Origin of the sequence: Superficieibacter sp. 1612_C1 (assembly GCF_015234305.1) — a bacterium.
GTDB lineage: Bacteria > Pseudomonadota > Gammaproteobacteria > Enterobacterales > Enterobacteriaceae > Superficieibacter.
On record NZ_JADGMI010000001.1, the window covers coordinates 1,176,714 to 1,202,727 of the forward strand.

Annotated in this window: 29 protein-coding genes; 16 read left to right on the forward strand and 13 right to left on the reverse strand. The window is 52.0% G+C overall.

What is annotated here, in order from left to right; translation table 11 throughout:
- Positions 1-46 precede the first annotated feature (46 nt).
- Positions 47-1,699 (forward strand): class I fumarate hydratase FumA, encoded by a 1,653-nt coding sequence (gene fumA, locus INT84_RS05625; protein ID WP_194205958.1) that lies wholly within the window; start codon positions 47-49, stop codon positions 1,697-1,699.
- Positions 1,700-2,074: 375 nt separating this feature from the next.
- Here fumA and INT84_RS05630 read toward each other — a convergent pair whose 3' ends face one another.
- On the reverse strand, positions 2,075-3,247 hold the full coding sequence (locus INT84_RS05630; protein ID WP_194205959.1) for an MFS transporter: 1,173 nt from the start codon (positions 3,245-3,247) through the stop codon (positions 2,075-2,077).
- Positions 3,248-3,331: 84 nt separating this feature from the next.
- Here INT84_RS05630 and INT84_RS05635 point away from each other — a divergent pair, with 84 nt between their 5' ends.
- Positions 3,332-3,832, forward strand: coding sequence for an Lrp/AsnC family transcriptional regulator (locus INT84_RS05635; protein WP_194205960.1), 501 nt, complete (start codon positions 3,332-3,334; stop codon positions 3,830-3,832).
- A 50-nt stretch (positions 3,833-3,882) separates the two neighbouring features.
- Here the strand turns inward: INT84_RS05635 and INT84_RS05640 are convergent, their stop codons facing one another.
- The gene (locus tag INT84_RS05640; RefSeq protein WP_194205961.1) at positions 3,883-5,121 is read right to left on the reverse strand and encodes an MFS transporter; all 1,239 of its coding nucleotides are present in this window, start codon (positions 5,119-5,121) and stop codon (positions 3,883-3,885) included.
- A 250-nt stretch (positions 5,122-5,371) separates the two neighbouring features.
- Here INT84_RS05640 and INT84_RS05645 point away from each other — a divergent pair, with 250 nt between their 5' ends.
- A complete protein-coding gene (locus INT84_RS05645; RefSeq protein WP_194205962.1) occupies positions 5,372-6,700 on the forward strand; it encodes a glycoside hydrolase family 10 protein in 1,329 nt (442 codons plus the stop codon).
- Between the two features lie 5 nt (positions 6,701-6,705).
- Here the strand turns inward: INT84_RS05645 and INT84_RS05650 are convergent, their stop codons facing one another.
- The 4 genes from INT84_RS05650 to INT84_RS05665 all read right to left on the reverse strand — a co-directional run bounded on the left by INT84_RS05650 (position 6,706) and on the right by INT84_RS05665 (position 9,963).
- Entirely contained in the window at positions 6,706-7,245 is a 540-nt protein-coding gene (locus INT84_RS05650; RefSeq protein ID WP_194206123.1) for an RNA polymerase sigma factor, read from the reverse strand.
- 4 nt (positions 7,246-7,249) lie between these two features.
- Complete coding sequence (locus tag INT84_RS05655; protein ID WP_194205963.1) at positions 7,250-7,672, reverse strand: hypothetical protein; 423 nt, start codon at positions 7,670-7,672, stop codon at positions 7,250-7,252.
- 158 nt (positions 7,673-7,830) lie between these two features.
- Entirely contained in the window at positions 7,831-8,562 is a 732-nt protein-coding gene (locus tag INT84_RS05660; protein WP_194205964.1) for a MerR family transcriptional regulator, read from the reverse strand.
- A 180-nt stretch (positions 8,563-8,742) separates the two neighbouring features.
- Positions 8,743-9,963 carry a diguanylate phosphodiesterase gene (locus INT84_RS05665; protein WP_194205965.1) on the reverse strand — a complete coding sequence of 407 codons (1,221 nt, stop codon included), beginning with the start codon at positions 9,961-9,963 and terminating at the stop codon, positions 8,743-8,745.
- A 332-nt stretch (positions 9,964-10,295) separates the two neighbouring features.
- Between INT84_RS05665 and ycgZ the strand changes: the two genes are divergently transcribed.
- From ycgZ to INT84_RS05685, 4 genes are all read left to right on the forward strand, one after another.
- On the forward strand, positions 10,296-10,535 hold the full coding sequence (ycgZ, locus tag INT84_RS05670; RefSeq protein ID WP_194205966.1) for a regulatory protein YcgZ: 240 nt from the start codon (positions 10,296-10,298) through the stop codon (positions 10,533-10,535).
- Positions 10,536-10,697: 162 nt separating this feature from the next.
- The gene (locus INT84_RS05675; RefSeq protein WP_194205967.1) at positions 10,698-10,991 is read left to right on the forward strand and encodes a hypothetical protein; all 294 of its coding nucleotides are present in this window, start codon (positions 10,698-10,700) and stop codon (positions 10,989-10,991) included.
- 27 nt (positions 10,992-11,018) lie between these two features.
- Complete coding sequence (locus tag INT84_RS05680; RefSeq protein ID WP_194205968.1) at positions 11,019-11,297, forward strand: biofilm development regulator YmgB/AriR family protein; 279 nt, start codon at positions 11,019-11,021, stop codon at positions 11,295-11,297.
- 195 nt (positions 11,298-11,492) lie between these two features.
- A complete protein-coding gene (locus INT84_RS05685) occupies positions 11,493-12,164 on the forward strand; it encodes an HAD family hydrolase (protein ID WP_176917381.1) in 672 nt (223 codons plus the stop codon).
- 30 nt (positions 12,165-12,194) lie between these two features.
- On the opposite strand, the gene INT84_RS05690 is transcribed toward INT84_RS05685, so the two are convergent.
- From INT84_RS05690 to INT84_RS05720, 7 genes are all read right to left on the reverse strand, one after another.
- Positions 12,195-13,433 carry a VWA domain-containing protein gene (locus INT84_RS05690; protein WP_194205969.1) on the reverse strand — a complete coding sequence of 413 codons (1,239 nt, stop codon included), beginning with the start codon at positions 13,431-13,433 and terminating at the stop codon, positions 12,195-12,197.
- Between the two features lie 119 nt (positions 13,434-13,552).
- Positions 13,553-14,128 carry a TerD family protein gene (locus tag INT84_RS05695; RefSeq protein ID WP_176917383.1) on the reverse strand — a complete coding sequence of 192 codons (576 nt, stop codon included), beginning with the start codon at positions 14,126-14,128 and terminating at the stop codon, positions 13,553-13,555.
- A 58-nt stretch (positions 14,129-14,186) separates the two neighbouring features.
- Positions 14,187-14,765, reverse strand: coding sequence for a tellurium resistance membrane protein TerD (gene terD, locus INT84_RS05700; RefSeq protein ID WP_176917384.1), 579 nt, complete (start codon positions 14,763-14,765; stop codon positions 14,187-14,189).
- A gap of 39 nt (positions 14,766-14,804) precedes the next feature.
- Positions 14,805-15,833, reverse strand: a complete 1,029-nt coding sequence (locus tag INT84_RS05705) for a TerC/Alx family metal homeostasis membrane protein (protein WP_176917385.1) — start codon at positions 15,831-15,833, stop codon at positions 14,805-14,807.
- 21 nt (positions 15,834-15,854) lie between these two features.
- Entirely contained in the window at positions 15,855-16,310 is a 456-nt protein-coding gene (locus INT84_RS05710) for a tellurite resistance TerB family protein (protein WP_176917386.1), read from the reverse strand.
- Positions 16,311-16,332: 22 nt separating this feature from the next.
- On the reverse strand, positions 16,333-17,502 hold the full coding sequence (locus INT84_RS05715; protein ID WP_194205970.1) for a TerD family protein: 1,170 nt from the start codon (positions 17,500-17,502) through the stop codon (positions 16,333-16,335).
- The gene (locus INT84_RS05720) at positions 17,502-18,083 is read right to left on the reverse strand and encodes a TerD family protein (protein WP_194205971.1); all 582 of its coding nucleotides are present in this window, start codon (positions 18,081-18,083) and stop codon (positions 17,502-17,504) included. The genes INT84_RS05715 and INT84_RS05720 overlap by 1 nt, the downstream gene beginning before the upstream one ends.
- Positions 18,084-18,394: 311 nt before the next feature.
- Between INT84_RS05720 and INT84_RS05725 the strand changes: the two genes are divergently transcribed.
- The 9 genes from INT84_RS05725 (at position 18,395) to INT84_RS05765 (ending at position 26,012) form a co-directional block, all read left to right on the forward strand.
- A complete protein-coding gene (locus INT84_RS05725) occupies positions 18,395-19,450 on the forward strand; it encodes an ATP-grasp domain-containing protein (protein ID WP_194205972.1) in 1,056 nt (351 codons plus the stop codon).
- Between the two features lie 48 nt (positions 19,451-19,498).
- Positions 19,499-20,638, forward strand: a complete 1,140-nt coding sequence (locus INT84_RS05730; RefSeq protein WP_370529637.1) for a phosphoribosyltransferase domain-containing protein — start codon at positions 19,499-19,501, stop codon at positions 20,636-20,638.
- Positions 20,631-21,413 carry a hypothetical protein gene (locus INT84_RS05735; protein WP_194205974.1) on the forward strand — a complete coding sequence of 261 codons (783 nt, stop codon included), beginning with the start codon at positions 20,631-20,633 and terminating at the stop codon, positions 21,411-21,413. Before INT84_RS05730 ends, INT84_RS05735 begins: the two co-directional genes overlap by 8 nt.
- A complete protein-coding gene (locus INT84_RS05740; protein ID WP_194205975.1) occupies positions 21,406-22,479 on the forward strand; it encodes a cysteine protease StiP family protein in 1,074 nt (357 codons plus the stop codon). The genes INT84_RS05735 and INT84_RS05740 overlap by 8 nt, the downstream gene beginning before the upstream one ends.
- On the forward strand, positions 22,479-23,435 hold the full coding sequence (locus tag INT84_RS05745; protein ID WP_194205976.1) for an HpcH/HpaI aldolase/citrate lyase family protein: 957 nt from the start codon (positions 22,479-22,481) through the stop codon (positions 23,433-23,435). Before INT84_RS05740 ends, INT84_RS05745 begins: the two co-directional genes overlap by 1 nt.
- A gap of 13 nt (positions 23,436-23,448) precedes the next feature.
- The gene (locus INT84_RS05750; protein WP_176917394.1) at positions 23,449-23,916 is read left to right on the forward strand and encodes a tellurium resistance protein TerW; all 468 of its coding nucleotides are present in this window, start codon (positions 23,449-23,451) and stop codon (positions 23,914-23,916) included.
- 157 nt (positions 23,917-24,073) lie between these two features.
- On the forward strand, positions 24,074-24,709 hold the full coding sequence (locus tag INT84_RS05755) for a VWA domain-containing protein (protein ID WP_176917395.1): 636 nt from the start codon (positions 24,074-24,076) through the stop codon (positions 24,707-24,709).
- 21 nt (positions 24,710-24,730) lie between these two features.
- Positions 24,731-25,372 carry a TerD family protein gene (locus INT84_RS05760; protein ID WP_176917396.1) on the forward strand — a complete coding sequence of 214 codons (642 nt, stop codon included), beginning with the start codon at positions 24,731-24,733 and terminating at the stop codon, positions 25,370-25,372.
- 1 nt (position 25,373) lies between these two features.
- Positions 25,374-26,012 (forward strand): VWA domain-containing protein, encoded by a 639-nt coding sequence (locus tag INT84_RS05765; protein ID WP_194205977.1) that lies wholly within the window; start codon positions 25,374-25,376, stop codon positions 26,010-26,012.
- Positions 26,013-26,014 lie beyond the last annotated feature (2 nt).

Sequence of the window (26,014 nt, forward strand, 5' to 3'; positions counted from 1 at the left end):
CGTCACCGGCGCACTGCCGGTGACTTTATTTCAGGGAGTAAAAACAATGTCGAACAAACCGTTTATTTATCAGGACCCGTTTCCTCTGCAACACGAGGATACCGACTACTACTTGTTAAGTTCCGACCATGTTTCCGTCAGCGAGTTTGAGGGCCAACCCGTGCTGAAGGTCGCCCCCGCCGCGCTGACTCTGCTGGCACAGCAGGCTTTTCACGATGCCTCGTATATGCTGCGTCCCTCTCATCAGCGCCAGGTGGCGGCGATCCTGGACGACCCGCAGGCCAGTGATAACGATAAATATGTAGCCCTGCAATTTCTGCGCAACTCGGAGATCGCCGCGAAAGGCATATTGCCTACCTGCCAGGATACCGGCACGGCGATTATCATGGGTAAAAAAGGTCATCGTGTCTGGACCGACGGTCATGACGAAGCTGCGCTGGCCCGTGGGGTTTACCATACCTGGACCGAAGATAATCTGCGTTATTCGCAGAACGTGGCGCTGGATATGTACAGCGAGGTCAATACCGGAACCAACCTGCCGGGGCAGATCGATATCTATAGCGTCGAGGGAGATGAGTACCGGTTTCTTTGTATCGCGAAAGGCGGCGGCTCGGCGAATAAAACGTATCTGTACCAGGAAACCAAAGCGCTGCTGTCACCGGATAAACTTAAAAACTATCTGGTTGATAAAATGCGCTCGCTCGGCACGGCGGCCTGCCCGCCTTATCATATCGCCTTTGTAATCGGCGGCACCTCCGCTGAGGCGACGCTGAAAACGGTCAAACTGGCCTCCACCCACTACTACGACAGCCTGCCGACGGAAGGCAATGCGCACGGTCAGGCCTTCCGCGACATTAAACTTGAGCAGGCACTGCTGGAAGAAGCGCAGACGCTCGGTCTTGGCGCGCAATTTGGCGGTAAATATTTTGCCCATGATATCCGGGTGATCCGTCTGCCGCGTCATGGCGCATCTTGTCCGGTGGGCATGGGCGTTTCCTGTTCTGCCGATCGGAATATTAAGGCTAAAATCAACCGTGACGGTATCTGGATCGAAAAACTGGAGCACAATCCAGGCCAGTACATCCCGCAGGCGCTGCGTCAGCATGGCGAAGGCAATGCCGTCAGCATCGATCTGAACCAGCCGATGTCAGAGATCCAGCGCCAGCTTTCCCGCTATCCGGTTTCAACCCGCCTGTCGCTCAGCGGCACCATCATCGTGGCGCGTGATATCGCCCATGCCAGGCTCAGGGCGCTGCTGGATAATGGCGAGCCGCTGCCGCAATACGTGAAAGATCACCCGATCTACTATGCCGGACCGGCGAAAACGCCGGAAGGCTATCCCTCCGGATCCCTCGGTCCGACCACCGCCGGGCGCATGGACTCCTACGTAGATCTCCTCCAGTCACACGGCGCGAGCATGGTGATGCTGGCAAAAGGCAACCGCAGTCAACAGGTAACCGACGCCTGCGCCAGACATGGCGGATTCTATCTGGGAAGCATAGGCGGTCCGGCAGCGGTGCTGGCACAGCAGAGTATTAAAAGTCTGGAATGCGTCGCCTGGCCGGAACTGGGAATGGAGGCCGTATGGAAGATAAGCGTTGAAAACTTCCCGGCATTTATCCTGGTAGACGACAAGGGAAATGATTTCTACCAGCAAATTCTGTCCTCAAAATGTATGGCGTGTGATAAATGTAATTAATTGGCCTGGTCTCCGGTGATTCACACATCGCGATAAGCGGGAAGCCGTAGAGCAACGCATGTTCAGCGCCTGAATGCGTCGTTAAAAGAAAGTCTGCTTCATCTACTGGCCGACGCGCCTGCATTTGAAGCGAAAGCCTGAGGTAAAAACGTCAGAATCAAATGGTATCTTTGCTGCGAGGCAAAGGTACCACTGACTTTGCCTGAACGTAGGATTGATTTACTAAGAATGGGAAGTATTCAGATTAGCATCTTCCTAACCCCAATCCCTGCTACGTAAGAATTTCCGACCTTCATCTCGTTTCTTTTTTCAAGTCTACCCTGGTAACCTAAAAAAGCGCCCGCTTCTCTGTGGGCGCTCATCGTATACATTACGTTACTCAGGTATCGGCAAAATGTAACCTTTACGGGCGCTTTGCCATGCCAGAAAAGCAAGCCCCAACGCAATAAAGGACAAAATTGCCCCCGCCCAGTTCGGTGAGGCCAGACCAAAACCTGCGGCAATGGTCACGCCGCCAGCCCATGCACCCAGCGCATTTCCCAGATTAAACATGCCAATATTGACCGATGCGGCCATCGTGGGTGCACCAGCATGGCTGGCGCGCTCCATCACCAGCTTCTGAATGGGCGAAACCGTCGCGAAGCCGAACGCCGCCATCAGGAAGACCGAGATACTTGCGACCCACTGGCTTTCAACACCCGCCCAGAAAACCAGCAGTACCAGCCCCTGAGCGGCAAGCGTGACGAAAAGCGTGCCAAACAGAGAGCGATCGGCAAAGCGCCCGCCTATCCAGTTTCCAACAGCCAGTCCCAGGCCAAACAGTACCATCAGTCCTGCCACGCCGCCTGCGGTGAAACCGGCCTCCTGAACCATCATAGGGGCAATATAGGTGATGGAGGTGAAAAAGGCTGCCGGGCCGAAAATCGTGATCCCCATGACGAGCAGCACTTGCGGATCGACAAAGGCCCGCAGCTCGTTGCGTAAGGCAATGGCCTTACCCTTCGCAATATGCGGAACCAGTACGGCTACGCTTGCCATCGTCAGCAGTCCGATACCGGCAATCACCCAGAACACTAGTCGCCAGCTAAACGTCTGAGCAAGCCAGGTACCGGCCGGCACACCAAGCAGATTGGCCAGCGTCAGCCCCGAAAACATAAAGGCAATGGCGCTTGCCTGACGACCTGGCGCTACCAGCGAGGCGGCAATAATCGAACCGATACCGAAAAAGGCTCCGTGATTAAAGGACGTGATAATACGACCCGCAATCGCAACCTCCATCGTCGGCGCGATTGCCGTAATGATATTGCCGACCGTAAAAATACCCGCCAGCGCGATCAGCATGGCCTTGCGAGGAACCTTTGCGCCCAGCACTGTTAACAACGGTGCACCAACAAAGACACCAAGGGCGTAGGATGTCGCCATCATTCCCGCTTTCGGGATACTGACACTAAATTCTGCGGCAATTTGCGGCAGGATCCCGGCAATGACAAATTCAGTCAGACCGATACCGAATGCGCCGACGGCAAGAGCGAAAAGTGCGATAGGCATTGCAACTCCATTAACTATTTTGTGACTTAATAATATTAGGTAGAATGTAGTATATTCATACTTTCATTCAGACTGAGAAGCCCTGTGAGCACATTTGATAAAGAAAAAGATGGTATTCGGCAGACAAGGCATAAACCGGCAGAACTGGATGCTATTGACCGAAAAATATTAGGTGCCTTAGCGGAAGACGCAGGCCGCAGTTACACGGAGTTGAGCGAGATTGTGAATTTATCGGCACCCGCGGTTCACGATCGCGTAAAGCGACTGAAGCGTGATGGAGTGATCAAAGGCACCGTAGCAATACTGGATGGCTGCAAGCTGGGACGGACGCTACTCACGTTTCTGGTGATCGATACCAGCAGCTATCAAGCGACACGCGCCCTTCTACAATTCACCAGCCGCAAAGAAGTAGAAGAATTGCATACCGTTGCCGGAGACGGCTGCGTCTTTATCAAAGTACGGGCCGCCGATACCGAATCGCTGGAGAATTTCCTGATGGAGATTCAAAGCCTTGAGGGCGTGCGCTCTGTGCGGAGCTATATCGCGCTTTCCACGTTTCTGGAGCGCGGACCTTCGCCTGACTAATGCGTGCGGCCTTCTGCCGTGAGGTGAAAAACGGCGGCGTTCAGAAGAACTCAGACCAACTTTTCATTCTCCAGCTTCTGTCGTTTACGCAGATGGGGAAATATCGTCATCCACACCGCGACTACCATCAACGTCCCAATCCCTCCCAGTGCTGCTGCGGGTACAGCGCCGAGCCATGCGGCCAGCACTCCGGATTCAAACTCGCCGAGTTGGTTGGAGGTATTGATAAAAATCGCATTCACCGCATTGACGCGCCCGCGCATATCATCTGGCGTATCAAGTTGAACCAGTGCGCCACGGATCACCATGCTGACCATATCGAAACCGCCGAGCGCAACCAGTGCCAGTAGCGACAGCCAGAGCTGGGTGGACAGCGCGAATATCAGCGTCGCCAGTCCAAAACCTGCCACCGAGCCAAACATAATGATCCCGACATTTTTCTCCAGCTTGTGACGACTCAGCCATACGCCCATCAACAGCGCGCCAACGGACGGTGCGCCGCGTAGTAATCCGAGTCCCCACGGACCGGTATGCAAAATATCCTGAGCAAAAATGGGCAACAGCGCAGTCGCTCCACCGAGCAGTACGGCGAAAAGATCAAGAGAAATTACGCCCAGCACATCTTTACGCTCCCGGATAAACCGTACGCCAGCAAACAAATTGGTTAAATTCATCGGCAAACGAATCTGTGCGGGACGTTCATAGCGCAGCTGGCTGACCAAAATGATGGAGCAAAGATAAAACAGCGCCGACACGCCATAGACAACTTCCGGCCCGATCACATACAACACCCCACCCAGCGTGGGCCCAATAATCACTGCCGCTTCACCGCTTACCGAACTGGCGGCCATTGCTCGTGCAAGAATCGGCGGTGGAACCAGTGACGGCAACATTGATGTCATCGCGGGCCATTCCAGGGCTTTCGCCACTGAAATTAAAAAAACCAGACCCCAAATCTCAAATTGATCCGCCCAGTGCAGCAGCGTCAGGGCGACTAATCCCAGCAAAGCGCCCCACTCTATCAACTGTCCAAGAAGCACAATCCGACGGCGGTCGAGTTGATCTGCCAGGTGCCCGGCCGGTAGCGCCAGCAATACTGAGGGTAAGAATTGCATCAGGCCGATCATACCGAGCGCCATCGCGCTATGTGTTAAGGCATAGATCTGCCAGCTGACGGCGACGGAAAACATTTGAAAGCCGAACGATGAGCAGGTGCGGGCCAGCCAAAAAGCGACAAACGACCTGTGCCGCAGCAGAGAGTCATCTGCTACAGTATGTTGTGATCCCATATTCATCCCATTAAAAAGGTGTGTCGGCTGACGTCATAGCATTAGCCTGATTAGAAGTTCGATAACTTAACCCTTATTAAACATAGGGCTAAGCTATTTTTAGCATCAAATTAACAATATCAGCCCTGTGGCAGACTGTCATTGGCTGGATGGGCCTGTATATCGCAATTGCCCGCATTTCCTGCTTGTAAGTTGGCCTCACCAGAGGCCTAATATCCTGATTATAAACGTTGAAACTACCGGACTTCGCATGGCCGCCCATTGCCCTAAGGTTCCTTTCGTTAAACGGTTAAGCGCGCTGGCTTGCTGCGCCCTTTTCCTTGCCAGTTGCTCATCTAAAACGCCAAAATCTGTCGTTACTCCCCTTCCTCCCGTAGCGAAACAGCCGCTGCCAGGAAAATCGCAGCAGGATCAGACACCCGTGCGCGGCGTCTGGCTGGCAACGGTCTCCCGTCTCGACTGGCCCCCGGTGAACTCAATCAATGCCAGCAGCGCTGAGAGCCGCAACCGGCAGCAGCAGAAAGCGTTGACCGATAAGCTGGACGAGCTTAAAAGCCTTGGAGTGAATACCGTTTTCTTTCAGGTGAAGCCGGATGGTACTGCGCTCTGGCCATCTAAGATATTACCCTGGTCTGATATGCTCACCGGTAAAATTGGTCAGGATCCTGGCTACGATCCGCTCCAGTTTATGCTGGATGAGGCCCATAAACGTGGAATGAAAGTGCATGCCTGGTTCAATCCCTATCGTGTTTCGGTAAATCTTAAGCCGGGTACTGAAGCCGAACTCAACCGAACACTATCCATGCATCCGGCAAGTGTTTTTGTTCTGCATCGTGACTGGGTCCGTACCTCAGGTGATCGCTATGTGCTCGATCCAGGCATCCCGGAAGCGCGGGACTGGATAACCAGCATCGTGGCGGAAGTGGTGGCACGATATCCGGTCGATGGCGTTCAGTTTGATGATTATTTCTATACCGAATCTCCCGGCGCAACGCTCAACGACAGCGAAACGTTCCGTAAATACGGTCAGGGTTTCGCGTCGAAAGCTGACTGGCGGCGGAATAATACCGAGCAGTTGATTGAACAGGTTTCACGCGCGATCAAACAACTGAAGCCCGAGGTTGAGTTTGGCGTCAGTCCCGCTGGCGTCTGGCGTAATCGATCCTTCGATCCAGCAGGCTCCGATACCCGTGGCGCAGCCGCCTATGATGAATCGTATGCCGACACCCGCCGCTGGGTTCAGCAGGGACTCCTCGATTACATCGCCCCGCAACTCTACTGGCCCTTCTCCCGCAGCGCCGCACGTTATGATGTACTGGCTAACTGGTGGGCGAACGTGGTGAAACCCACTAATACGCGTCTGTATATCGGCATTGCATTATACAAAGTCGGTGAGCCGTCAAAAAAAGAACCTGACTGGATGGTTGACGGTGGCGTCCCGGAGCTGAAGAAACAGCTCGATTTGAATGAGGCCAACCCGCAAATTAACGGCACGATTTTATTTCGCGAAAGCTATCTGCATCAGCCGCAAACGCAGAAAGCCGTCTCTTATCTGAGGAGCCGCTGGGCGCAGCAATAGCACACTCAAACGTCAATCAGCTGATCATAAAGGCTGTGCAATCTTACCCGCAGATACAGCACAGCTTTATGTTTACGTGATAATAACGCTTGAACGCTCAGACCAGTTTCTTCCGCCAGTTGTTTGACGCTATAACCCTGCAATTCCGTTTTTACAAACGCCTCGCGCTGTGCGGGAGGAAGTTCAGCGAGCGCTTCTTCCAGCTCCTCCCAAAATAGCGCACTTAAATAGTCATCTTCCGGCGTCTGCGGTACGCCAAATAAGGTGGCTTCAAGTTCACTTTCCGTAAAATCAGCGTCGCTGTCGAGGTCGGACAATGAGAGTTCGCGTTTTTTACGTGACCGGTCCGTCATTTCATTACGCGCTGCACGAAACAGCCAGGCGGCGATGTTTTCCACCGGCTGTTCTATTTTCATTAATTGATAAGTGACTTCCTGTAGAACATCGTCTGCCTCATCGCGTACCGCCATGCGGCCGCGAATAAAGGCTTTCAGTCGGGATCGGCAGGCATTTAGCGCCGATACCAGTATTGACTCGTTCTTCATTGGCTTACTCGCCTGCTGGCTTTTCTTCAGACGATGAAGAGGTTTTCTCGCCATCATCGTGATGCCGGCATCCGCCAAAACGAGAGCGATGGCCAAAACCGGCGCGACGTTGCTGGATAAATTCCTCACGCTGCTCCGGTGTCATATTCATCCAGCGTTCATGCATGCGGCGATGCTCACGTGCCATGCCGAACATGCCAGGACGCATCCCGAGTCCGCCAAAAAGAATGCGGCACAATATCAGTAGCCCAAGCGCCTGCCAGAAACCAATTGTTGTTACCCCGACAATACCCGGAAGCAATGCATTCCACAGCGTCATGACCACCACGCCCAGCAGGACGAACAGAGCTGCACCGATGATCGCCGGCTTACCCATGCGGTGTCGGCCAAATCGATGTCCGCGACCGTGTGTATCGAAATCTCTCATAATGTCTTACCTCGTTATGTTAATGAAGAGTGTCTGTAATGAGGTAGACGAATGAGGAAGGGAAATATTGCTAAAAAAATGAAGAAGATTTGCGAAAGGTAATATGTATTGAGGAAACTCGTTGTTAATAAAGAGAAAGGATTTTAACCCCCTTCTCTTTATACGCCGTGATAAGTAACGGCAAAGCCCTGCTCCTGCCAGTGAGCTAGCTGCTCATATTGTCGTCGTGACAACGCTTTGCCTGTCCATAAAAAAATTTGCTGTCCGGGAAAGAGTTCCGGCCTCGGTGAATCCAACGGTTCCGCCAGTACGGTAATATGCCAGCCGCGCTGCGAAAGTCGCCACGCCTCCAGCCATAATCGGGTATGGTCATCGCTTCCCCACCCAATCAGCAATGCCTCTTTGCCCTCTTTCTTCCGCGCTTCAGAAAGGCATGAAACCGCATAATCTATCAACATTCCATCCAGTAAACTGCACATCGTACGGGCTGTATGTTGATCGAGACTCAGTTTCTGACGGACAGGCACAAACACACTATCGATAAGGTTTTCTGCTGAATGCTTACGCCCTATTTCCACTATTTTGGCGCGAAGGCTGACGGGATGAACACGACGCAGGATGCTCATCATCTCTTCCTGAAGCAATGCCCAGCCGTCATGGGCAGCGACCGCTTCCCCTTCAAGCAGCGCCTTCACTTTACCCACGGGCACACCGCTGTCTACCCAGCGTTTAATTTCTTCAATACGCTGAATATCATCTTCATCAAACTGACGATGCCCGCCTGTGCTACGTTGAGGTTTAAGGAGACCGTAACGCCGCTGCCACGCCCGTAATGTCACGGGGTTGATTCCACATCGTTCAGCTACATCACCAATGCTATAAAAAGCCATTCACACTCTCATACTTAAAACCGGAATGTACAAGTTTAGGCTAACAATTCACTATGACTTGTACAAGTTTTTTTATTGTACAACGTGAATTTGCTGGTCTGTATAAAAAACGTATCAACCGCAGGCGTAAAAAAAGCTGCTGATAATGCTATCAGCAGCGTTTATTTGACGAGGATAGTGTTAAAAGTTGGTTTTCTTTTCTGGCCAGAACACAGCGGGAACGGCCCCTAACGCGGGTTTAGCAAAAAGATGTCCCTGAAACAGCGAAATCCCGGCGGACTCCAGCCACATCCACTCTTCTGCCTTCTCGACGCCTACGGCAGTGATAGAGATTTCAAGCGATGTACAGCATTTGATGATGGCCTGAATTATCGCCTGACGCGGACCACTTTTATGCACATCCTTGATCAGATCGCGGTTTATTTTGATGCGGTCCGGCTGGAACTGCGCGAGGAGCGAAAGTCCGGCAAAACCCGCACCAAAGTGATCGATAGCGACCCGGATACCGGCCGCTTTTAGCTGTCTTACCGCATCAGTGAACTCATCAAGTCGCGAAATGATTTCGCTTTCAGTGAAATCGACAATGATCTGTTCCGGAACCAGCCCATTGGCTTCTATTTCTGTCAGCAGAAAGCTCACCGCGCCGGGGACGTTGACCAGCGTCATCGGCTGCAAATTGACCGTCAGCGTCTGCTCGCCGAGATTCAGCGACGCCGCCATTGCGAAGGCCACTTTTTTACTGTGAAGGTCTGCCTGATAAAGCGCATCCCCGCTCAGGGATTCAAAATAAGCCTGCGGAGGCGCACCCTCGGGGGTACGAAGCAAGGCTTCAAGCGAGACGATTTCCTGGGCGAGCGGATCGATGGTTGGCTGGAAAGCGAAACTGCAATTCGCCGTTAAATCACTCTTCAAATCTTGCGGCAGCACCGCATTGCCATCGGAAATAAAGTCCCAGGAATCCCCGGCGGGAATTTCAAAGTAGTTCTCTTTTTCCCGCGCCTCAACGAAGGTACGGAAGAACTGCAACGCGCGGTCATCATAAATTAACTGATATTTAGACGTCCCTTTATCAAGCACGACCTGGAGCACTTCATCCCTGTCATGCTCGCGTAAATCAAACAGTTCCATCCCGGCCTTACCAAAACGCCGCGAGGGCGAATAGTCACGCAGGAGCTCAACGACATTGTAATGGCGATCATCTTCGCAAATATGGCGATAGATAGAGGTAACACTCTCCTGCGGGCCTTCGAGCAGCTGGAAAAAGTGGGTGCCATTAAACAGCAGAATACCGGTGACGCCTCCATGGCTGTTCTTTTCGTTTGCCGCTGTAACCATCTCCTCCAGCGCTTTATACGGGACGTTATCGCAGAAATGGCTGCGGTAAATGATTGTGGTGAGCATGAAGATCTCATAGGCAGGATGAATGAACAGCCACACTAGCAGATACTGGTTTTTGAAGCTTGTACTACTTAAGCATTTCTCTCACTTTCTCCTGACAATCTGATCACATTGTCGGCATAGCAACATGCCGCTATGAGTAAATCGCTCGTACTGTACAACTCACAAAGAACCTGCACATCAAAAAAAATCACGTTAACTTATTGTAAGTTAACAATAAAAATATAAACATTTCCTATTTTTCAATAATTGTACAATTATATGTGTACAAGTTTGCCAATTTTGTATAACTTTAGCCGTACTTGATGTGACAAAATATTTTACAGGAGTGACATATGCAGCAGAATAGTTACATTCCAGATACCGCTAATGCCATTGCCCGTTATTTCAATAAAGCAGCCCTGCCTACTCAGCAGGAAACCTTGGGTGAAATTGTACGGGAGATCCTTACCGAGGGACGCAGCCTGAACCGTAAAGCGATCTGTACCAAATTGCTTAAGCGACTGGAAACCGCTTCCGGCCCGGAAGAAGAAAGCCATTATCACCGGCTGATTGGTCTGCTGTTTGACCGCTGAGGTTTGCCAACCCTGAATGACGGAGGCCCTTTTTAAGTCAATTCGGGCGGAGGACTTATGCTTTACAAAGGACCATCGACTACCAGAGAACCTCTTGCAGCAGCGAACTGACTTTATGCCGCGCTTCCCAACCGGGACTCAGTGGCAATTAGAGATGCAGTTATGAAAAGAAGTGAAACAGAACAACTGACAGACGAGCTTATTGGCGAGGCAGTGTTATCTCTGCTGGTCGATAATAGCCCGATTAACAAACAGTCGTTGATTAGCAGGCTGCGGTCTATTGAGGCCAGTGAGCCTGACCGACAGCGGCGAGACATTCTTGCGAATATTATTATGGAAATCAGTAATAACGCAGAACGTAATAAAACAACACATGAACCGTCACCATGGGGCGGGGATAACGTTCATCAGCTGTTTGGTGCTAACCAGCAGTCTGGCAAACGCAAAAATCATTGATAGCCTTATAAATCGCGGAGTAAATACATGAGTCAGGTAATGTTGCAGGAACGAGAAAGTTACGAAGATTTGCCTACCCTGGCGCTGACTCAGTATTTTCGTACTGCCGGCGATAGACTGGTGGAGGAATCCGCGATGCTCGGCACGGCTATCAGAAGCATTATGGCCTCGCACGGTGACTTGTCGAATAAAGCGATCATCCAAAAACTTATCGCTTTTCTGGAAACCAATGATGATGTAGTGACCGGCGATATCATTCGCAAGACACTGGAAATCATTGTCGATCACACGATGGACGACATCTGAGTCCCCTATATCAATTGCCGCTTAACGGGCGTGATATTATCGCGCCCCTGGCAAACATTCCCTTCCCCGCCTCAACGATTTAAACAATGCTTAGAGCGCAATAATTTGAGATGATATCAGCATCTTCGCTAAGGTCAGGAGTATCGCTTCGGTACCTTTGATAACTGCCACTATCATTGAGAGTCAAACGTTTTTATGGAAACCACACACGCAAACGTTCTGTCCGTCTTCGATTTTGATGGAACCCTCACGCGTCATGACAGCTTTATCCCGTTTCTGCGTTATGCTTTTGGCAATCGTTTTTTTATACGTAATATTGCCAGGATGACCCTGCCTGCGCTGCGCTGCATGCGTCGCAAGCTGACCCGGGATGAACTGAAAGAAGTGTTGATTACCACCTTTCTGACCGATATTGATGAAAAATGGCTGCGCGCAAAAGCGGAAACGTTTTGCGAGCTGTACTGGGATCGGCTAATGCGCTCCAGCGGGTTACTGGCGGTCGCTTCAGAGCGGATGTCCGGTGCTGAAGTCACCTTATGCTCGGCGTCCCCTGAACTGGTGTTGCAACCCTTTGCGGATAAACTGGGGGTAAAGCTGATCGGAACTCAGCTTGAGATCCAGGACGGCAAGCTGACCGGCCGGATTAGCGGACACAATTGCCGGTGCATTCAAAAAATTAACCGGCTCGAAAGCGTTTATGGATCGCTGGCGGACTATCATCTGCGGGCCTGGGGCGATACCCGTGGCGATTACGAACTCCTTACCGCCGCCAGGGATGCCCACTGGCGTCATTTCCACCCGGCCTGGAAACGCCGCAAGTCGCCGCTGGAAATGCTCAAAGCTAACCAGCAAAACTACAATTTATGATGATATCGCCCCGATGTCGGGGCGATATTGTTACAGAATACGCAATGACGTCGCCTGATCGTGCCAGTCCCTGAACTCTTCGAGCAGTAAATCATACAACTGCTCATCTTTCATTTTTGCAAAATCATCAATCGCAAAGAAATTGCTGTTATCCACCCGCCGCTCGGTAAAGGTATCCAGTTTTTCGAGGATGCCGTAACTTGAACCGCCGAGGCCGACGAACTTCCAGAAGATCGGCCCTTCCGCAGAACGCCGAATCACCTCTTTAATCTCGCGGGTTTTGCTGATGCCGCCATCGGTAATAAAGACCACAAACACCGGCAACGTACTTCCCCGGTAGAAATCGACAATCTCATTCATCACCGGCGGCTCATTATTGAGGCCACCCAGACCGGGCAAAACTTCCAGCATGGAACTGCGGGATGCGCTCTGAATGCGGGAGATATAGCCATCCAGATTATCAAGCGTGACGTCAGGGTATTTTTTATGTCGCTGGGCAAAACCCCACATATCCATCGCGCCATCGTCATCAAACTGGACGGCCAGAACGGCAATACGATCCAGAACGGCCTGGACATTGCCTTTTTTAAACTGCCCTTTCATTGAGCCTGAGGCATCCAGCACAAATGCCACTCTGGCCTGAATAGACTCCAGCTTATGCTTCGTCAAACTCACCGTTGCCGTTTTCGCAAGGCTGACCAGACGCGGGGCTTTCTCCTGAAGTTTTTTCTCCAGGCTGATTTTGACCGGCGCCGATTCGGCTGCCGGAGCGGCAACATCGACGCCATAATGACGCGCCAGCGGCTCCAGCCCACCGTTAAAGCCCTGCCCGATAGCCTTTAGCTTCCATTGCCCCTGATAGCGATAAATCTCAGCCACGATCAACGCCTTTTCCTGACGACCGTTAACATCAACATCAAATCGGGCCAGCTCACCCGCCGCGACCGATAACTGAGCCAGCTGTCCCAGCGCATCGTCGCCGTCGATGACGACCGTCAGGGCAATCTTGTGGATACGAGGCGGTACATCGTGTAAACGGACGCGGAAAGTGGCGCGTTGCGGGGAGAGATCCATCTGGACCGCACCGTCTGCCGATTGCAGATTATTAAAGAAGATAAAGTCTTCGTCCTGCGCCACCCTGCCGTTTTCTGCCAGCAAAAAAGCGGAGGGATCGAGGTCGCTGCGAAAGGAAGCATTCCCCTGATAATGAAGCGTGAGGGCGATATCTGAAGTGGTAATAACCGTATTTTGTCCTGCCTGAAGTTGCATGTACGTTCCCTTTTCGTTTGCCGGCAAAAAAGAGAGCACTTCGGATGCAGCTGAAATGGCGCTGTTTTTTGCGGACCAGGGGAAAAGCCCGGACGGATGCCGGGCTTCTGACACTACTTTTAGATATTCACACCGTGCTGAGAGGCCAGCGCACTCAGACCACCGGCAAAACCCTGACCTACCGCTTTGAATTTCCATTCGTTACCGTGGCGGTAAAGTTCACCGAAGATCATCGCGGTTTCAGTCGACGCATCTTCAGAGAGATCAAAGCGAGCAATTTCAGTGCCGTTGTCGTTGTTGTAAACGCGCATGAAGCTGTTGCTCACCATGCCGAAGTTCTGTTTACGTGCTTCAGCATCATAAATCGTGACCGCAAACACCAGTTTTTTGACGTTCGCATCAACTTTAGCCAGCTCGATTTTGATCTGCTCATCATCGCCGTCGCCAGCACCGGTGCGGTTGTCACCCTGGTGCTCCACTGCGCCGCACGGGCTCAGTTTGTTGTTGAAGAAAATAAAATGACTATCGGACAGCACTTTGCCATCTTCGCCAACCATAAACACTGAGGCATCCAGGTCAAAATCCTGACCATCAGTGACGCGAGCATCCCATCCAAGACCGACCATGGCAATGTTCATGGTTGGTGCTTCTTTAGTAAGGGATACGTTACCGCCTTTTACGAGAGAAACTGCCATTTTTAGCTCCTGCTGTTAATGATGGAGCTGCGTTTGCAGCTCCGGTAGATAAGGATGATCAGGACGCGTTGATGCCGTACTGAGCACATACAGATGCCAGTCCGCCAGCATAACCCTGGCCGACGGCACGGAATTTCCACTCACCGCTGTGACGATACAGTTCACCAAACAGCATCGCCGTTTCTGTTGACGCATCTTCCGTCAGATCGTAACGCGCGACTTCGGTCTGGTTGTCATTATTGACCAGACGGATGAACGCGCCGGAAACCTGGCCAAAACTCTGGTGGCGAGCCTGGGCATCGTGGATAGTGACGACGAAAATAACTTTATCAACGTCTGCCGGCACGGTATCCAGTTTCACGATCAGTGACTCATCATCACCGTCGCCTTCGCCAGTACGGTTATCACCGGTGTGAGTCACTGAACCGTCTGCGGACTTCAGATTGTTATAGAAAATGAAGTCTGCGTCACCGCGTACTTTGCCGTTTTGGCCAAGCAGGAATGCAGACGCATCGAGGTCAAAGTCCTGACCATCAGTAGAGCGAGCATCCCAGCCAAGACCAATCAGGACATTTTTCATTGCCGGTGCAGCTTTGCTTAAGGATACGTTGCCGCCTTTAGAAAGAGAAACGCTCATAAAAAATCCTCACTGGTTACGTTTTAAGATAGAAATTATTTACTCTGCATCCGCTTTTTCCGGGAACAGCACGCTGGCAATGATCCCGATAGCCAGTACCACCAGAACCACGATCAGGCTGGTTGTGGCGGAAAGACTGTAGCCATGATGCCAGATATGGTCGGAGGCATTAAGACCCAGTTTGGCTGCGATAAAGAACAGCAGCACGATCACTGCTTTTTCCAGATGCGTCAGATACTGTTTCAGCGCCTCAAGGACAAAGTAAAGAGTACGCAGGCCCAAAATGGCAAACATCATCGCACTGTAAACAATCAGCGGTTCACGGCTAACCGCGATGATTGCCGGGACGGAGTCAAAAGCAAACATCACGTCAGAGAGTTCAACGACGGCGACGCAGAGCATCAGCGGAGTGGCATAAAGCGCCGCTTTTTTAACCCGTCCCACGACGATATCTTTGTTCTCCGGTTTTGCCAGTTCAGTATCTACTTCTTTCTGTGTCAGCAAAAAGGCGTGGCCAGAAAGCTTTGGCCAGATCGGGAAGAAGCGTCTGACCATGCGGTAGGCAAGATGCTGTGAATAGTCTTCGACCTCCTCTTCATCGCCACCGCTTTTCAGCATCATGACCGCCGTCCACGCCACTACAACAGCGAAGATCAGTTCGACGTATGGGCCGAGGGAAAGCAGGCCGGTGCCGATAGCAACAAAGATACCCCTGAAGACAATGGCACCAATGATCCCCCAGTACAGCACGCGGTGACGATAGCGGTCCGGTACCGCAAACCATGAGAAGATCGCCATCATGACAAACAGGTTGTCGACGGAAAGCACTTTCTCAAGCGCATAACCGGTCACGAACAGGCTCGCCACTTCCGCACCGTGATGTACGTACAGAAAACCAGCAAAAGCCATCGCCACAATGACCCAGAATACCGACCATAACGCCGCGCTTTTCAGCGAGATCGGCTTGTCATGGCGATGCATGAAGAGGTCAATAAAGATGGCACCGACTGACAATGCAATAAATACAGTGACAGTTTCAGCCGGAAATCCGATATGTGTAGAAACCATGTTTTACCCTTTACAGAAAAATCAGAGGCCAAATTCAGCAGGCTCGAAGCCTAACGCAATGGCAATTTCACGAACGGCTTTCTGCTCATCAGGATCAAAATTACCGTCGCTCTTACCGACGGCAATACCTACCCGAATAGCCAGTTGCGCGGCTTCAGGCTGATCTTTCAGAGCCAGAATGTATTTCATTGTTTCGCCTTTACCGATTTCCATATCAAAGTCAAAACTTGAAATTAGCTTGTTAAAAAACTCGATAACTTCATTGGTATCAAAGACTTTTAGTTCATCGGATGAACGTAAGAAACCGATCATCTTCTGCTTTTCTTCAGCACTGACGCCATCGCTGGCAACCGCAATTCGTGCACAGACAGCTACCGTCCCCTGCATGAATTTTTTGTTTTTAAACCGGCTGACCTGCTTTGTCAGCTCTTCACGGCTGGTATTAAATGCACCTTTAACTTTATTGAAAAAACTCATCACTCTGTCCTCAGCATTAACGTTATTTTGAACCCGTCGTCCAGCGAAAGCCCCAGCCGAAAGCACGGTCCATCTCCTGTTGTCCTTTAAAGAACTGATTAATACGCTCGATTTTAATTGCGCCGTTTTCGTTAACCAGACGCGCAATAGCACACAGCGTGCGCTTGTTATCGCCTTCGGTCAGACGCGTTTCAATCGGTGGCTGTTCAGGGATATGGAGGGTGACAATACCATCCGTTTTATCCCAGCTGGGGGCCCCCTGATAGATAAAGGTATAGATCAGCACTTCGCTAATATTTTTCCATTCGCGGCCATTCACATGGATCCATTCCCCGTCACTCACATCGCCGGTGCGATCGTCGCCCTGGAGCTGAACGTAAGGGTGAGAATGGTAGGAACCAAACATGTTTCCCAGCGCCTGAACAATGGTTTTCTGCCCATCGCGGAGCTTGATAAACGCACCGAGATCGAGATCGATGCCTTTATCTCCGCCAAACATGCCCAGCAGGCCGGAGGATTTACTGCCCCGGTGCCAGTTCAGGTTGATGCGGATTTCACCAAAGTTGTCCTGCTTGGCAAGGCTGATTGCCGGTTTCTCTTTGGTTAATGAGACCTTACTCAGGCTTATTTTGCTGGCCGGAGGCGTAGGCGGTACGGGCGCTGGAGTTGGAGTTGGGGTTGCCGCTGGGGTTGGCGAATCCGCAATATCAACGCCGAAATACTCGGCCAGCGGTTTTAATCCACCGTTGAAACCCTGAGAAATAAAGCGGAATTTCCACTCCCCATTACGACGGTACAATTCGCCCAGAATTAACGCCGCTTCCGTACGGCCATTGAGATCCACATTGCCACTGGCGACCGACGAACCGGCATTGTCGACCTGAATGGCAAGACTTCCCAGACCTGATACTTTCTGAACGCCTTCGCAGGTCGCCGTGAACGCCACTTTTTGCACGTCCGCTTTCAGGTTGTTGAGATTAACGATGAACGTGGTGTTATTACCTTCATTCGTCAAACTAATAGTACCGTCGTCATTACGCGGCTGACCGTAAAAAACCATGTCAGGATCGCCCTTCACTTTTCCATCGGCATAGAGCCGGAAAGCAGAAGTATCGACAGGCGAACCGGAAAGGATACGCACGCGTAACTCGCCGTTCGGAACGGAGGTGTTACCTCCTGGGCTTAGATTCATTAGCGTACCACCGTAGCCACAATTTCTGGCAGCATGTCGTCAATTGTCCGTCCACGGCAGGCATTGCCCAGCGCCGTGAAGTCCCAGCTACCGCCACTACGGCGCAGCGAGGCAATAACAATACCGGTGTGGCTGCCCTGCTCGGAAAGCGCGTAACGCGCCAGCTCTTTGTTCGCCTGGTCCACGACGCGGCAGAACGCATTTTGCACTTCATTGAAGGTCTGGCCGCGGAAGCTGTTAACGGTAAACGCCAGATATTCCACCTGCGAAGGCAGCTTCGTCAGGTTAACATTAATGACTTCGTCATCGCCGTCGCCCTCACCTGTTAAATTATCGCCGCTATGAACCACAGAACCGCAGCGGGAACTAAGCTGGCGGAACCAAATGGTATCTATTTTATTGCCGCTCGCGTCCAGAAGAATACAGCTTGCATCCAGATCGATATCACCAGAGCCGCCCAGAAGACCGCCAAAGAATCCTTTCTTCTTAATGGGATCCCAGCCAAGTCCAAACTTAAGCTGACTAAGTGAAGAGGATTCTTTACTGAGCGACACCGTCTGATTCTTACTTAAAGAGACCATATATTTTCCTTAACAAGGGTTAACTGAAACGACACTTCGGGTTGAAAAAATCCATCAGCAAGAAAATCATATCATGATGTAGTTCACTCACAAGATAATTTTCTTAAAAACTTCACTTCAACTAAATAACCTATTGATAGTATTATTTTTATATTTTATAACCCCCTATATTTAGGGGGTGAAAGTTAAAAATTGCCTTAACTATTGAGGGTGTGAATGCATAACGATTTAAAATCATAATATGATTGACAATGTACCAGACCATAAATAGACTGCTGGGATCCTCCTCTATTTAAGTGCTGCCCCGTAAAATGAAAAATAAAATATGGTTTATGGAAGGTCTTTCTTCTCAACGGGATCTCATTCAAAGTGTAAATGATTTTTCTCGCGCGTGTGGTAAACCAGTCACAATCTATGCTTCGCATCGTAATGAAAGAAATGAAATTTTATCGTTGGCCCATTTTTCTTTAACTGAACCAAAAGATGCCGATCGGCGTTTGGCATTTATTGAAGCTATAGTAAGAGAACACGGGATCAACGTTATTCATACCGGCCGCCACAGCCGATGGTTCGAAACTCACCGTCAGGCGATTGAATCGACTGGCGCAGCGCTGACGACGGGCGCATCTGGTGTTGATGACATAGACATTGCCGATGACAAAGTGACATTTGCTCAGTTTATGGAAAAGAACGGGCTGCCGGTCGTTCCCTCACTGCGTATCACCACACTGAGTGAACTGAAAACACAGCTTGCTCACTCACCATTTACCTCATCACAACTCTGTGTCAAACCGGTGAAAGGGATTTATGGAATGGGATTCTGGCGCGTTGATGACGCGGTATCGCCCATGACAATGATCCACTATCCCGAGCGTCGTCAGATTACGACCTGGCAATACCTTGCTGCCTGCGAGGCCGCCGGGGCTTTTGAACCGCTGGTGCTAATGCCTTACCTGCCGGGGCCGGAATATTCGGTCGATATGCTGGTAAACAAAGGCAAGGTTCTGGCCGCCGTGGGGCGACGTAAAGAAGGCGCGCTCCAGTATCTCGAAAATACGGGTGAGGCTTACGAGCTGGCGCTGGCCTGTGCAGCCGTTATGAAAGCGGATGGGCTGGTCAACGTGCAAACGCGCAACGACGAGAGCGGCAAGCCCGTCCTGCTTGAGATCAACATGCGTCCTTCGGGCGGTATCGGTTATACCCGTCACAGCGGTGTTAACCTCGCGGGGCTGTATGCCGGTTTCAAACTGGGTTATCTCAGTGAACGCGACGTTCAGTCTGAGACGCAGGCACGTTTTAGTCCTGCCACCGTGCGTGCCATGACAGAGGCGATTGCTTACCACGCTACGCTAACCAATGCACTGTGATGCAGACGCGATTTATTTACCCCATCATGTTCAGGACGTAACGCTATGATGAATACTCACGACGCCAACGTTTATCGTCGCACTCTGACCAGCGGAACCATCAGCGTCACCCGCCATAAAGGCGTGGCCGCGCTTGAATCATTATTTGATATTGCCGAGCGCCGTAATCCGAAGAGAGCCTTTTTATTCGTCAGCAAAGTGCTTGGCCGACATATTCCGGTCTCACCGACCATAATGCGCTCCGTCTTCCGCCAGCTCAGCGAACTGTTTCCACAGGATCTTCCCGGCCCCGTACTGTTCATCGGTATGGCCGAGACGGCGGTCGGTCTGGGTGCCGGTGTCTTTGATGAACTGAGAGAACGCGTTGGCGATCCGGTTTATCTGACCTCCACACGTCATCCTGTTGACGGCGAGTTGCTGTGTGAATTCAAAGAAGCACACAGCCATGCCACCGATCACCTGCTCTATCTGCCGGCAGATCCTGAGATGCGTCGCCGCGTTCAGCAGGCGCAGACGGTAGTGCTTATTGATGATGAAGCGACCACCGGAAATACCTTTATTAACCTGCTGGCCGCGTTGCGCGACGACGGCGGATTAACGTCGCTGCGTCAGGTGGTCACCGTCACGCTGACCGACTGGAGCCATGATGCGCTGGAGGCTGGCTGCCCGCTCCCCGTACACTCTCTTTCTCTGGTGAGCGGCCAATGGTCGTGGGAACCCGTTCCCGACGCACCGGTGCCGGTGATGCCGCAGGTCAATGTCACTGCGACGGGCACCTTTGCGCCGTCGAGTAAACAAACCTGGGGGCGGCTGGGAATGATGAAACCCGCCGCCGATCTGGCTCCTGATGTCACCGTTCAGCCGGGAGAAAAAATTCTCGTGCTGGGGACCGGGGAATTTGTATGGGAGCCGTTTTTACTCGCAGAACGGCTGGAAGCCATGGGCGCAGAGGTGAAATACAGCTCCACCACCCGTTCGCCTATTGCCACCGGTTTTGCCATTCAGTCCGCCCTTTCCTTTACCGACAACTACGGTCTGGGGATCCCCAACTTCGTGTATAACGTTGCACATCAATCATTCGATCGTATTTTACTCTGCGCTGAGACACCGGCTGAGAGTATTGATGCCCTGCTGCTCACCGGTCTGAAAAATGTCGCTGACTCCGTAGAGATTATTACCTATGAATAAACCCGTTTTTCTTTCCGACCTTGACGACACGCTGTTTCAGACCCGGCGCAAAATGATTAATGAGCTGGATCTGGAGCCGTTCCGTACCGGTGCGCTCGATCGCAGCCTGCAACCGCGCAGTTTTATGACCGAAGAACAAGCGATGCTGGTCGACTGGCTGCTTGAACACGCGGAGCTTATCCCTGTCACCGCCAGAGGCACGGAAGAAATTAGTCGGGTGCAGATCCCCTTTCATTCATGGGCTATCACCACCCACGGCGCGGTGATCCTGAATGCCGATCGTCAGCCTGATGAAGAGTGGAAAGCGCATATGCTGGCCCGCTTAAAACCCTATGAGGAAAAGCTGACCTCTATGCAGCGCCAGATCACCGAGCTGATGGACGCCAGAGGCATTAATGCCTGGGCACGGCTCAACTACGAATATGGCGATGTGCCGGTGTATCTGGTCATGAAACATCGCGACAGCACTCGCCTTGATGAACTCAACGCTATCGGCGATGAAATCGAAGCCCTCTTCTCGACTAACGGGTTTTATATCCACCGCAACAGTAACAACATTGCCTGGCTTCCTGAACCGGTAGAGAAAGGGCTGGCGGTCAACTGGCTACTGCAAAAATTACGCGCAGAGCGCGGCGTTTTCCCGGTCATCGGCCTCGGTGATAGCCTGAGCGATCATCGTTTTATGAAACTTTGCACCTGGTTCGGCGTTCCGCAACAAAGTCAGTTTGCCGGGGCTATTGCGCAATCACTTTTTGGGGACCACGATCATGCGTGAAGAGACGATTTTCTCAGGCTCTTATCTGCCTGAAGATGTTCATTTTCTTCTTCAGCCGGTACAAATGGAAATGACGCCGGTAGAGTTGAAAGAAGAATATATTCAGTCCGGCAAAAAACACTATTCAGAAATGCTCAGTCAGGAGCCAGAACCGACGCCGTGGCACATTGACCTGTTTCGCCGTTCGCTCGATCAGGGCGCGGAACGCCTCGCGACTGAAGTACAGCAACTTGCCAACGCCCTGGTGGCACAGTTTGGTGATACCCCCATCGTACTGGCAAGCCTGGTGCGCGCGGGCGTGCCGCTGGGCGTAATGTTACAGCAGGCGCTGCGCGAGATGGGCCGAACCTCCTTTCATTACGGCATCAGCATTATTCGCGATCGTGGCATCGATACCGCCGCGCTGGACTGGATTGAATCCCGTCACGGGACCGACGGTATCGTCTTCGTCGACGGCTGGACCGGAAAAGGCGCGATTACCGGCGAACTGATCAAATCGCTAAAAGGACGTCCGGGCTATCCGGATATGCCTCGTCTCGTCGTCCTGGCCGATCCCTGTGGCCGGGCCTGGCTTTCGGCCAGCGACGATGACTGGTTGATCCCCTTCGGTATTATGGGCGCGCCCGTCTCAGGACTGATTTCTCGCTCGATCTGGACGCAACAGGGTTTTCACGGCTGCGTGCAGTGCGATCATCTCGCCGCCTGGGAGTGCAGCCGCACGCTGGTCGACACCGTAGCGGAGCAGCGCCGACGCCTGCATGAGGTCCCGGCGCTGTCTCCGGCGAGTTCTGATAAGGCGCAGCTGCGCGAAACCAGTGACCGGGTCGTCAGCACGCTGGCCAGCCGTTACCAGGTCGACAGTATTAACCGTATTAAACCCGGCATCGCTGAAGCGACGCGAGCGGTGCTACGCCGGGTGCCCGATCACGTATTTGTTCGTGCCATTGACGATCCTGATGTGGCCTTACTTGTCGCACTGGCGCAAGCCAAAGGCATCGCGATCGCTGAGGTTGGCGATGCTATCGGGCAGTATCGCGCCGTCACCATCATTAAGAAGGTGCTTTGATGATGAAACGACTTTCTCCCTGGAATCTTGGGGCAACGCTGTATATGCCCGCCACCCGCACGGATATTGCCGAGGCGATCCTGAATGTCAAAGTCGAGGGGCTACGGTCGCTGGTGATCTGCCTCGAAGACGCCGTTAGCGAGGAGGATGTTCCTGCCGCGCTCAGTAACTTGCAGATTCTGCTTGATGCACTGGCGAAAGCCAAAGCCACTGACGGCAGTTCTCACTGGCCGCTGGTGTTCATCCGCCCACGGGATGTTGAGATGGGCGCGCGACTGACTCAAACGATGAATCTGAGTCCGGTTGACGGACTGGTGCTGCCTAAGTTTACGCTGGCATCATTACCGGCATGGTGGGAATTCATTCAGCATACCCATTTATGCATGATGCCGACGCTTGAAACCGAAGAGGTTTTCGACGTTGAGCAAATGCGACAACTGGCGATGTCGCTGCTTGATCATCCCTGCCATCAACGGCTTATCGCATTGCGTATTGGCGGTAACGATCTGATGAACGTGATTGCCCTGCGTCGTCCGCGGCATCTTACGCTGTACGATGGCCCGATGGGCTATGTCATTAAAATGCTGGTCTCCGTCTTTGCTACACGCGGTTTTGCATTGACCGCACCCGTCTGTGAGCACATTGACGATCACGACATTATGGACAAAGAGCTGGCGCTCGATATGGCGCATGGTCTGGTAGGAAAAACGGCAATTCATCCTAATCAGATCGGCAAAATAGAGGCGGCGTTGAGAGTATCGGATAACGATTATGCAGACGCATTGCGGATCCTGAACTCCTCACAGGCGGTCTTTAAATCGCTGGGTGCCATGTGCGAGCCTGCAACGCATCGCCGCTGGGCGTCGGCTGTCCTGCAACGTGCTCAGGTCTACGGCATTATTAGCGAACGCGAAAACGGCGGCATTGTCCGGGTTCCGCTGTCGCAGCAGAGCTGAGGTGACGTAGAAAATGCTATTAAGTTCGCGACAAGAACGCGTATTCAGGCTGGCGACGATCCTTGGTACCGGCAAACCGGTTTCTGCAAGTCATATTCTTGAGCTTCTGGAATGCTCTGAACCCACCCTTACCCGCGCGCTTAAAGAGTTGCGGGAGTCATATTCGGCGGATATCAAATACAGCAAGGCCGTCCATGCTTACCAGATGACTCATTTTGGCTCGCTGGATAAAAAAGCGCTGCGGCGAATGACCGAGTCGCTGAGCGCGAACGCGGAGCTGAAAAAAGGGGAAGCAACCCGCTGGGTCGATCTGGACAAAGACAAGAAAACCGCCGTCTCGCTTTCTCTGCGTATGAGCATCTTGCGCAAAATTGACCGTTACGCGTTTGCCAATGACAAAACCCGCAGCGAAGCCGTTGAGTTGCTGACGGAGAAAGCCTTTGAACTGCTACAAAATGAACGCGTCAATACCAGGAAATAGCGGTCAATTTCCTCTGCCCGTCGCGCGTGCGACGGGCTACACTCTCAGTTTGTCTTGATAAAAACCAGAAAAATACTCGCTCATAACGCCTTAAAAGCATACTGTATTTTGGTCATTACCCCTCTGGTTAAAAATCTCAAATCATCAGGAGCTACACATGCGAAGACTTCCTGTTTATTTACTTCTCGACACTTCAGGTTCAATGAACGGTGAACCTATCGAAGCGGTCAAGAACGGGGTACAAACCCTGCTGACAACCCTCAAACAAGACCCCTACGCGCTCGAAACCGCGTATGTTTCCGTCATTACGTTTGATTCCTCCGCGCGCCAGGCCGTGCCGTTAACCGATCTGCTTAGCTTTAAACTCCCCGATCTGGTTGCCAGCGGGACCACCGCTTTGGGCGAAGCGCTTTCCCTGACCGCCGACGCTATTTCTCGTGAAGTTCAAAAAACTACGGCAGAGACCAAGGGAGACTGGCGTCCGCTGGTCTTTATCATGACCGACGGTTCGCCAACGGATGACTGGCGTAAAGGCGTCAGCGCATTCAAAGCCGCCAGAACAGGCGTAGTGGTTGCCTGTGCTGCTGGACATTCAGCAGAAACCAGCGTTCTTCAGGAAATCACTGAGATTGTACTGCAACTGGATACCGCCGATTCCACCACTATTAAAGCTTTCTTTAAGTGGGTTTCCGCCAGTATTTCCGTCGGCAGCCAGAAGGTTGAATCCAAAAAAGAGGTGATTGGGCTGGATGATTTGCCGCCGCCACCGCCGGAAGTAAACGTCGTTTTGTAACCACATAAATAAGGAGATGTTATGTCAGTCAGTTTACGCAAGGGGCAAGGCGTTAGCCTGCGAAAAAATGAATACGATCTCTCTTCCGTCACCATCGGTTTGGGATGGGACATTAACGAAGAGAAGAAAGGATTTTTAGGTAGCGTATTTGGCAAAAAGGAAGAAGAGTACGATCTCGACGTTATTGCTTTTTTGTGTAACGCCCAGGGAAAAGTGACTGATTTAGGCGACCAGGAGAACGGCAAGCCGACGCTGGTCAATGGCGACATCATCTTTTTTAACAGCCTGCGACATAAGACAGGCAACATCTGGCTGACCGGCGATAACCGTACCGGGGCTGGCGACGGCGACGATGAGCAAATTATCGTGAAGCTTAACGCCCTCGAACCGCGCTATGAAAAAATCGTCTTCATTGTGCAAATCTACAACGGCGAACGCCTGAAACAGCATTTCGGCAAGGTGAAGAACGCGTTTATTCGTGCGGTTGATGCACGCAATATCGAAATGGCACGCTTTGATCTCTCAGGCGGAGCCGCATTCAATAATCAGTGTTCGATGCTTTTCGCCGAGCTGGTAAGGGAGCCGAGCGGCTGGAAACTTAACGCCGTCGGTGAGCCGTCTGAATCCGATACCTTCGTTACCCATTTAAAGAGCTATATTTGATATGAGAAGACTCCCTGTTTATCTGCTCATTGATACCTCCGGATCGATGCGCGGCGAATCCATTCACGCGGTTAACGTTGGCGTACAGGCGATGCTTAGCGCATTGCGCCAGGATCCTTACGCGCTTGAAAGCGTGCATATCTCGATTATCACCTTTGATAATGAAGCGCGTGAGCACACTAAACTCTCCGCGCTGGAAAACTTTCAGTTCACCGATATCGTGGTCCCCAGTGCCGGGGGCACGTTTACTGGCGCGGCGCTGGAATGCCTCGTGGGCTGTGTCGATCGCGACGTGCGTCGTTCGGATGGCGATCAGAAAGGTGACTGGCGGCCACTGGTATTCCTGATGACCGATGGCACACCTTCTGATGCCTGGGCTTACGGAGAAGCGATCAAAGAGGTCAAAAAGCGTGCGTTTGGCTCTATCATTGCCTGCGCGGTAGGCCCCAAAGCGCGTCATGAACACCTGAAGCAACTGACGGATACCGTTGTGGCGCTTGAAACGCTTGACTCAACCGCCTTCGCCGGTTTCTTCAAGTGGGTGTCGGCCAGCGTAGCCTCGGGCAGCACCAGTGCGGGAGTCAATTCCAGCACGGACACGCTCCCTCCTCCGCCGCCAGAAATTCAACTGGTGCTGTAACG

Excerpts from the sequence above, each read along its gene's own strand:
- INT84_RS05755 (WP_176917395.1), top strand. The coding sequence starts at position 24,074 with ATGCGAAGACTTCCTGTTTATTTACTTCTCGACACTTCAGGTTCAATG.
- INT84_RS05695 (WP_176917383.1), bottom strand. The coding sequence starts at position 14,128 with ATGGCAGTTTCTCTCGTAAAAGGCGGTAACGTATCCCTTACTAAAGAA.
- INT84_RS05650 (WP_194206123.1), bottom strand. The coding sequence starts at position 7,245 with ATGAAGAACGAGTCAATACTGGTATCGGCGCTAAATGCCTGCCGATCC.
- INT84_RS05740 (WP_194205975.1), top strand. The coding sequence starts at position 21,406 with ATGCGTGAAGAGACGATTTTCTCAGGCTCTTATCTGCCTGAAGATGTT.
- INT84_RS05630 (WP_194205959.1), bottom strand. The coding sequence starts at position 3,247 with ATGCCTATCGCACTTTTCGCTCTTGCCGTCGGCGCATTCGGTATCGGT.
- INT84_RS05725 (WP_194205972.1), top strand. The coding sequence starts at position 18,395 with ATGAAAAATAAAATATGGTTTATGGAAGGTCTTTCTTCTCAACGGGAT.
- INT84_RS05735 (WP_194205974.1), top strand. The coding sequence starts at position 20,631 with ATGAATAAACCCGTTTTTCTTTCCGACCTTGACGACACGCTGTTTCAG.
- INT84_RS05765 (WP_194205977.1), top strand. The coding sequence starts at position 25,374 with ATGAGAAGACTCCCTGTTTATCTGCTCATTGATACCTCCGGATCGATG.
- terD (WP_176917384.1), bottom strand. The coding sequence starts at position 14,765 with ATGAGCGTTTCTCTTTCTAAAGGCGGCAACGTATCCTTAAGCAAAGCT.
- INT84_RS05645 (WP_194205962.1), top strand. The coding sequence starts at position 5,372 with ATGGCCGCCCATTGCCCTAAGGTTCCTTTCGTTAAACGGTTAAGCGCG.
- INT84_RS05730 (WP_370529637.1), top strand. The coding sequence starts at position 19,499 with ATGAATACTCACGACGCCAACGTTTATCGTCGCACTCTGACCAGCGGA.
- INT84_RS05675 (WP_194205967.1), top strand. The coding sequence starts at position 10,698 with ATGAAAAGAAGTGAAACAGAACAACTGACAGACGAGCTTATTGGCGAG.
- INT84_RS05665 (WP_194205965.1), bottom strand. The coding sequence starts at position 9,963 with ATGCTCACCACAATCATTTACCGCAGCCATTTCTGCGATAACGTCCCG.
- INT84_RS05745 (WP_194205976.1), top strand. The coding sequence starts at position 22,479 with ATGATGAAACGACTTTCTCCCTGGAATCTTGGGGCAACGCTGTATATG.
- INT84_RS05685 (WP_176917381.1), top strand. The coding sequence starts at position 11,493 with ATGGAAACCACACACGCAAACGTTCTGTCCGTCTTCGATTTTGATGGA.
- INT84_RS05640 (WP_194205961.1), bottom strand. The coding sequence starts at position 5,121 with ATGGGATCACAACATACTGTAGCAGATGACTCTCTGCTGCGGCACAGG.
- INT84_RS05660 (WP_194205964.1), bottom strand. The coding sequence starts at position 8,562 with ATGGCTTTTTATAGCATTGGTGATGTAGCTGAACGATGTGGAATCAAC.
- INT84_RS05690 (WP_194205969.1), bottom strand. The coding sequence starts at position 13,433 with ATGCAACTTCAGGCAGGACAAAATACGGTTATTACCACTTCAGATATC.
- INT84_RS05655 (WP_194205963.1), bottom strand. The coding sequence starts at position 7,672 with ATGAGAGATTTCGATACACACGGTCGCGGACATCGATTTGGCCGACAC.
- INT84_RS05715 (WP_194205970.1), bottom strand. The coding sequence starts at position 17,502 with ATGAATCTAAGCCCAGGAGGTAACACCTCCGTTCCGAACGGCGAGTTA.
- ycgZ (WP_194205966.1), top strand. The coding sequence starts at position 10,296 with ATGCAGCAGAATAGTTACATTCCAGATACCGCTAATGCCATTGCCCGT.
- INT84_RS05750 (WP_176917394.1), top strand. The coding sequence starts at position 23,449 with ATGCTATTAAGTTCGCGACAAGAACGCGTATTCAGGCTGGCGACGATC.
- INT84_RS05705 (WP_176917385.1), bottom strand. The coding sequence starts at position 15,833 with ATGGTTTCTACACATATCGGATTTCCGGCTGAAACTGTCACTGTATTT.
- INT84_RS05680 (WP_194205968.1), top strand. The coding sequence starts at position 11,019 with ATGAGTCAGGTAATGTTGCAGGAACGAGAAAGTTACGAAGATTTGCCT.
- fumA (WP_194205958.1), top strand. The coding sequence starts at position 47 with ATGTCGAACAAACCGTTTATTTATCAGGACCCGTTTCCTCTGCAACAC.
- INT84_RS05720 (WP_194205971.1), bottom strand. The coding sequence starts at position 18,083 with ATGGTCTCTTTAAGTAAGAATCAGACGGTGTCGCTCAGTAAAGAATCC.
- INT84_RS05710 (WP_176917386.1), bottom strand. The coding sequence starts at position 16,310 with ATGAGTTTTTTCAATAAAGTTAAAGGTGCATTTAATACCAGCCGTGAA.
- INT84_RS05760 (WP_176917396.1), top strand. The coding sequence starts at position 24,731 with ATGTCAGTCAGTTTACGCAAGGGGCAAGGCGTTAGCCTGCGAAAAAAT.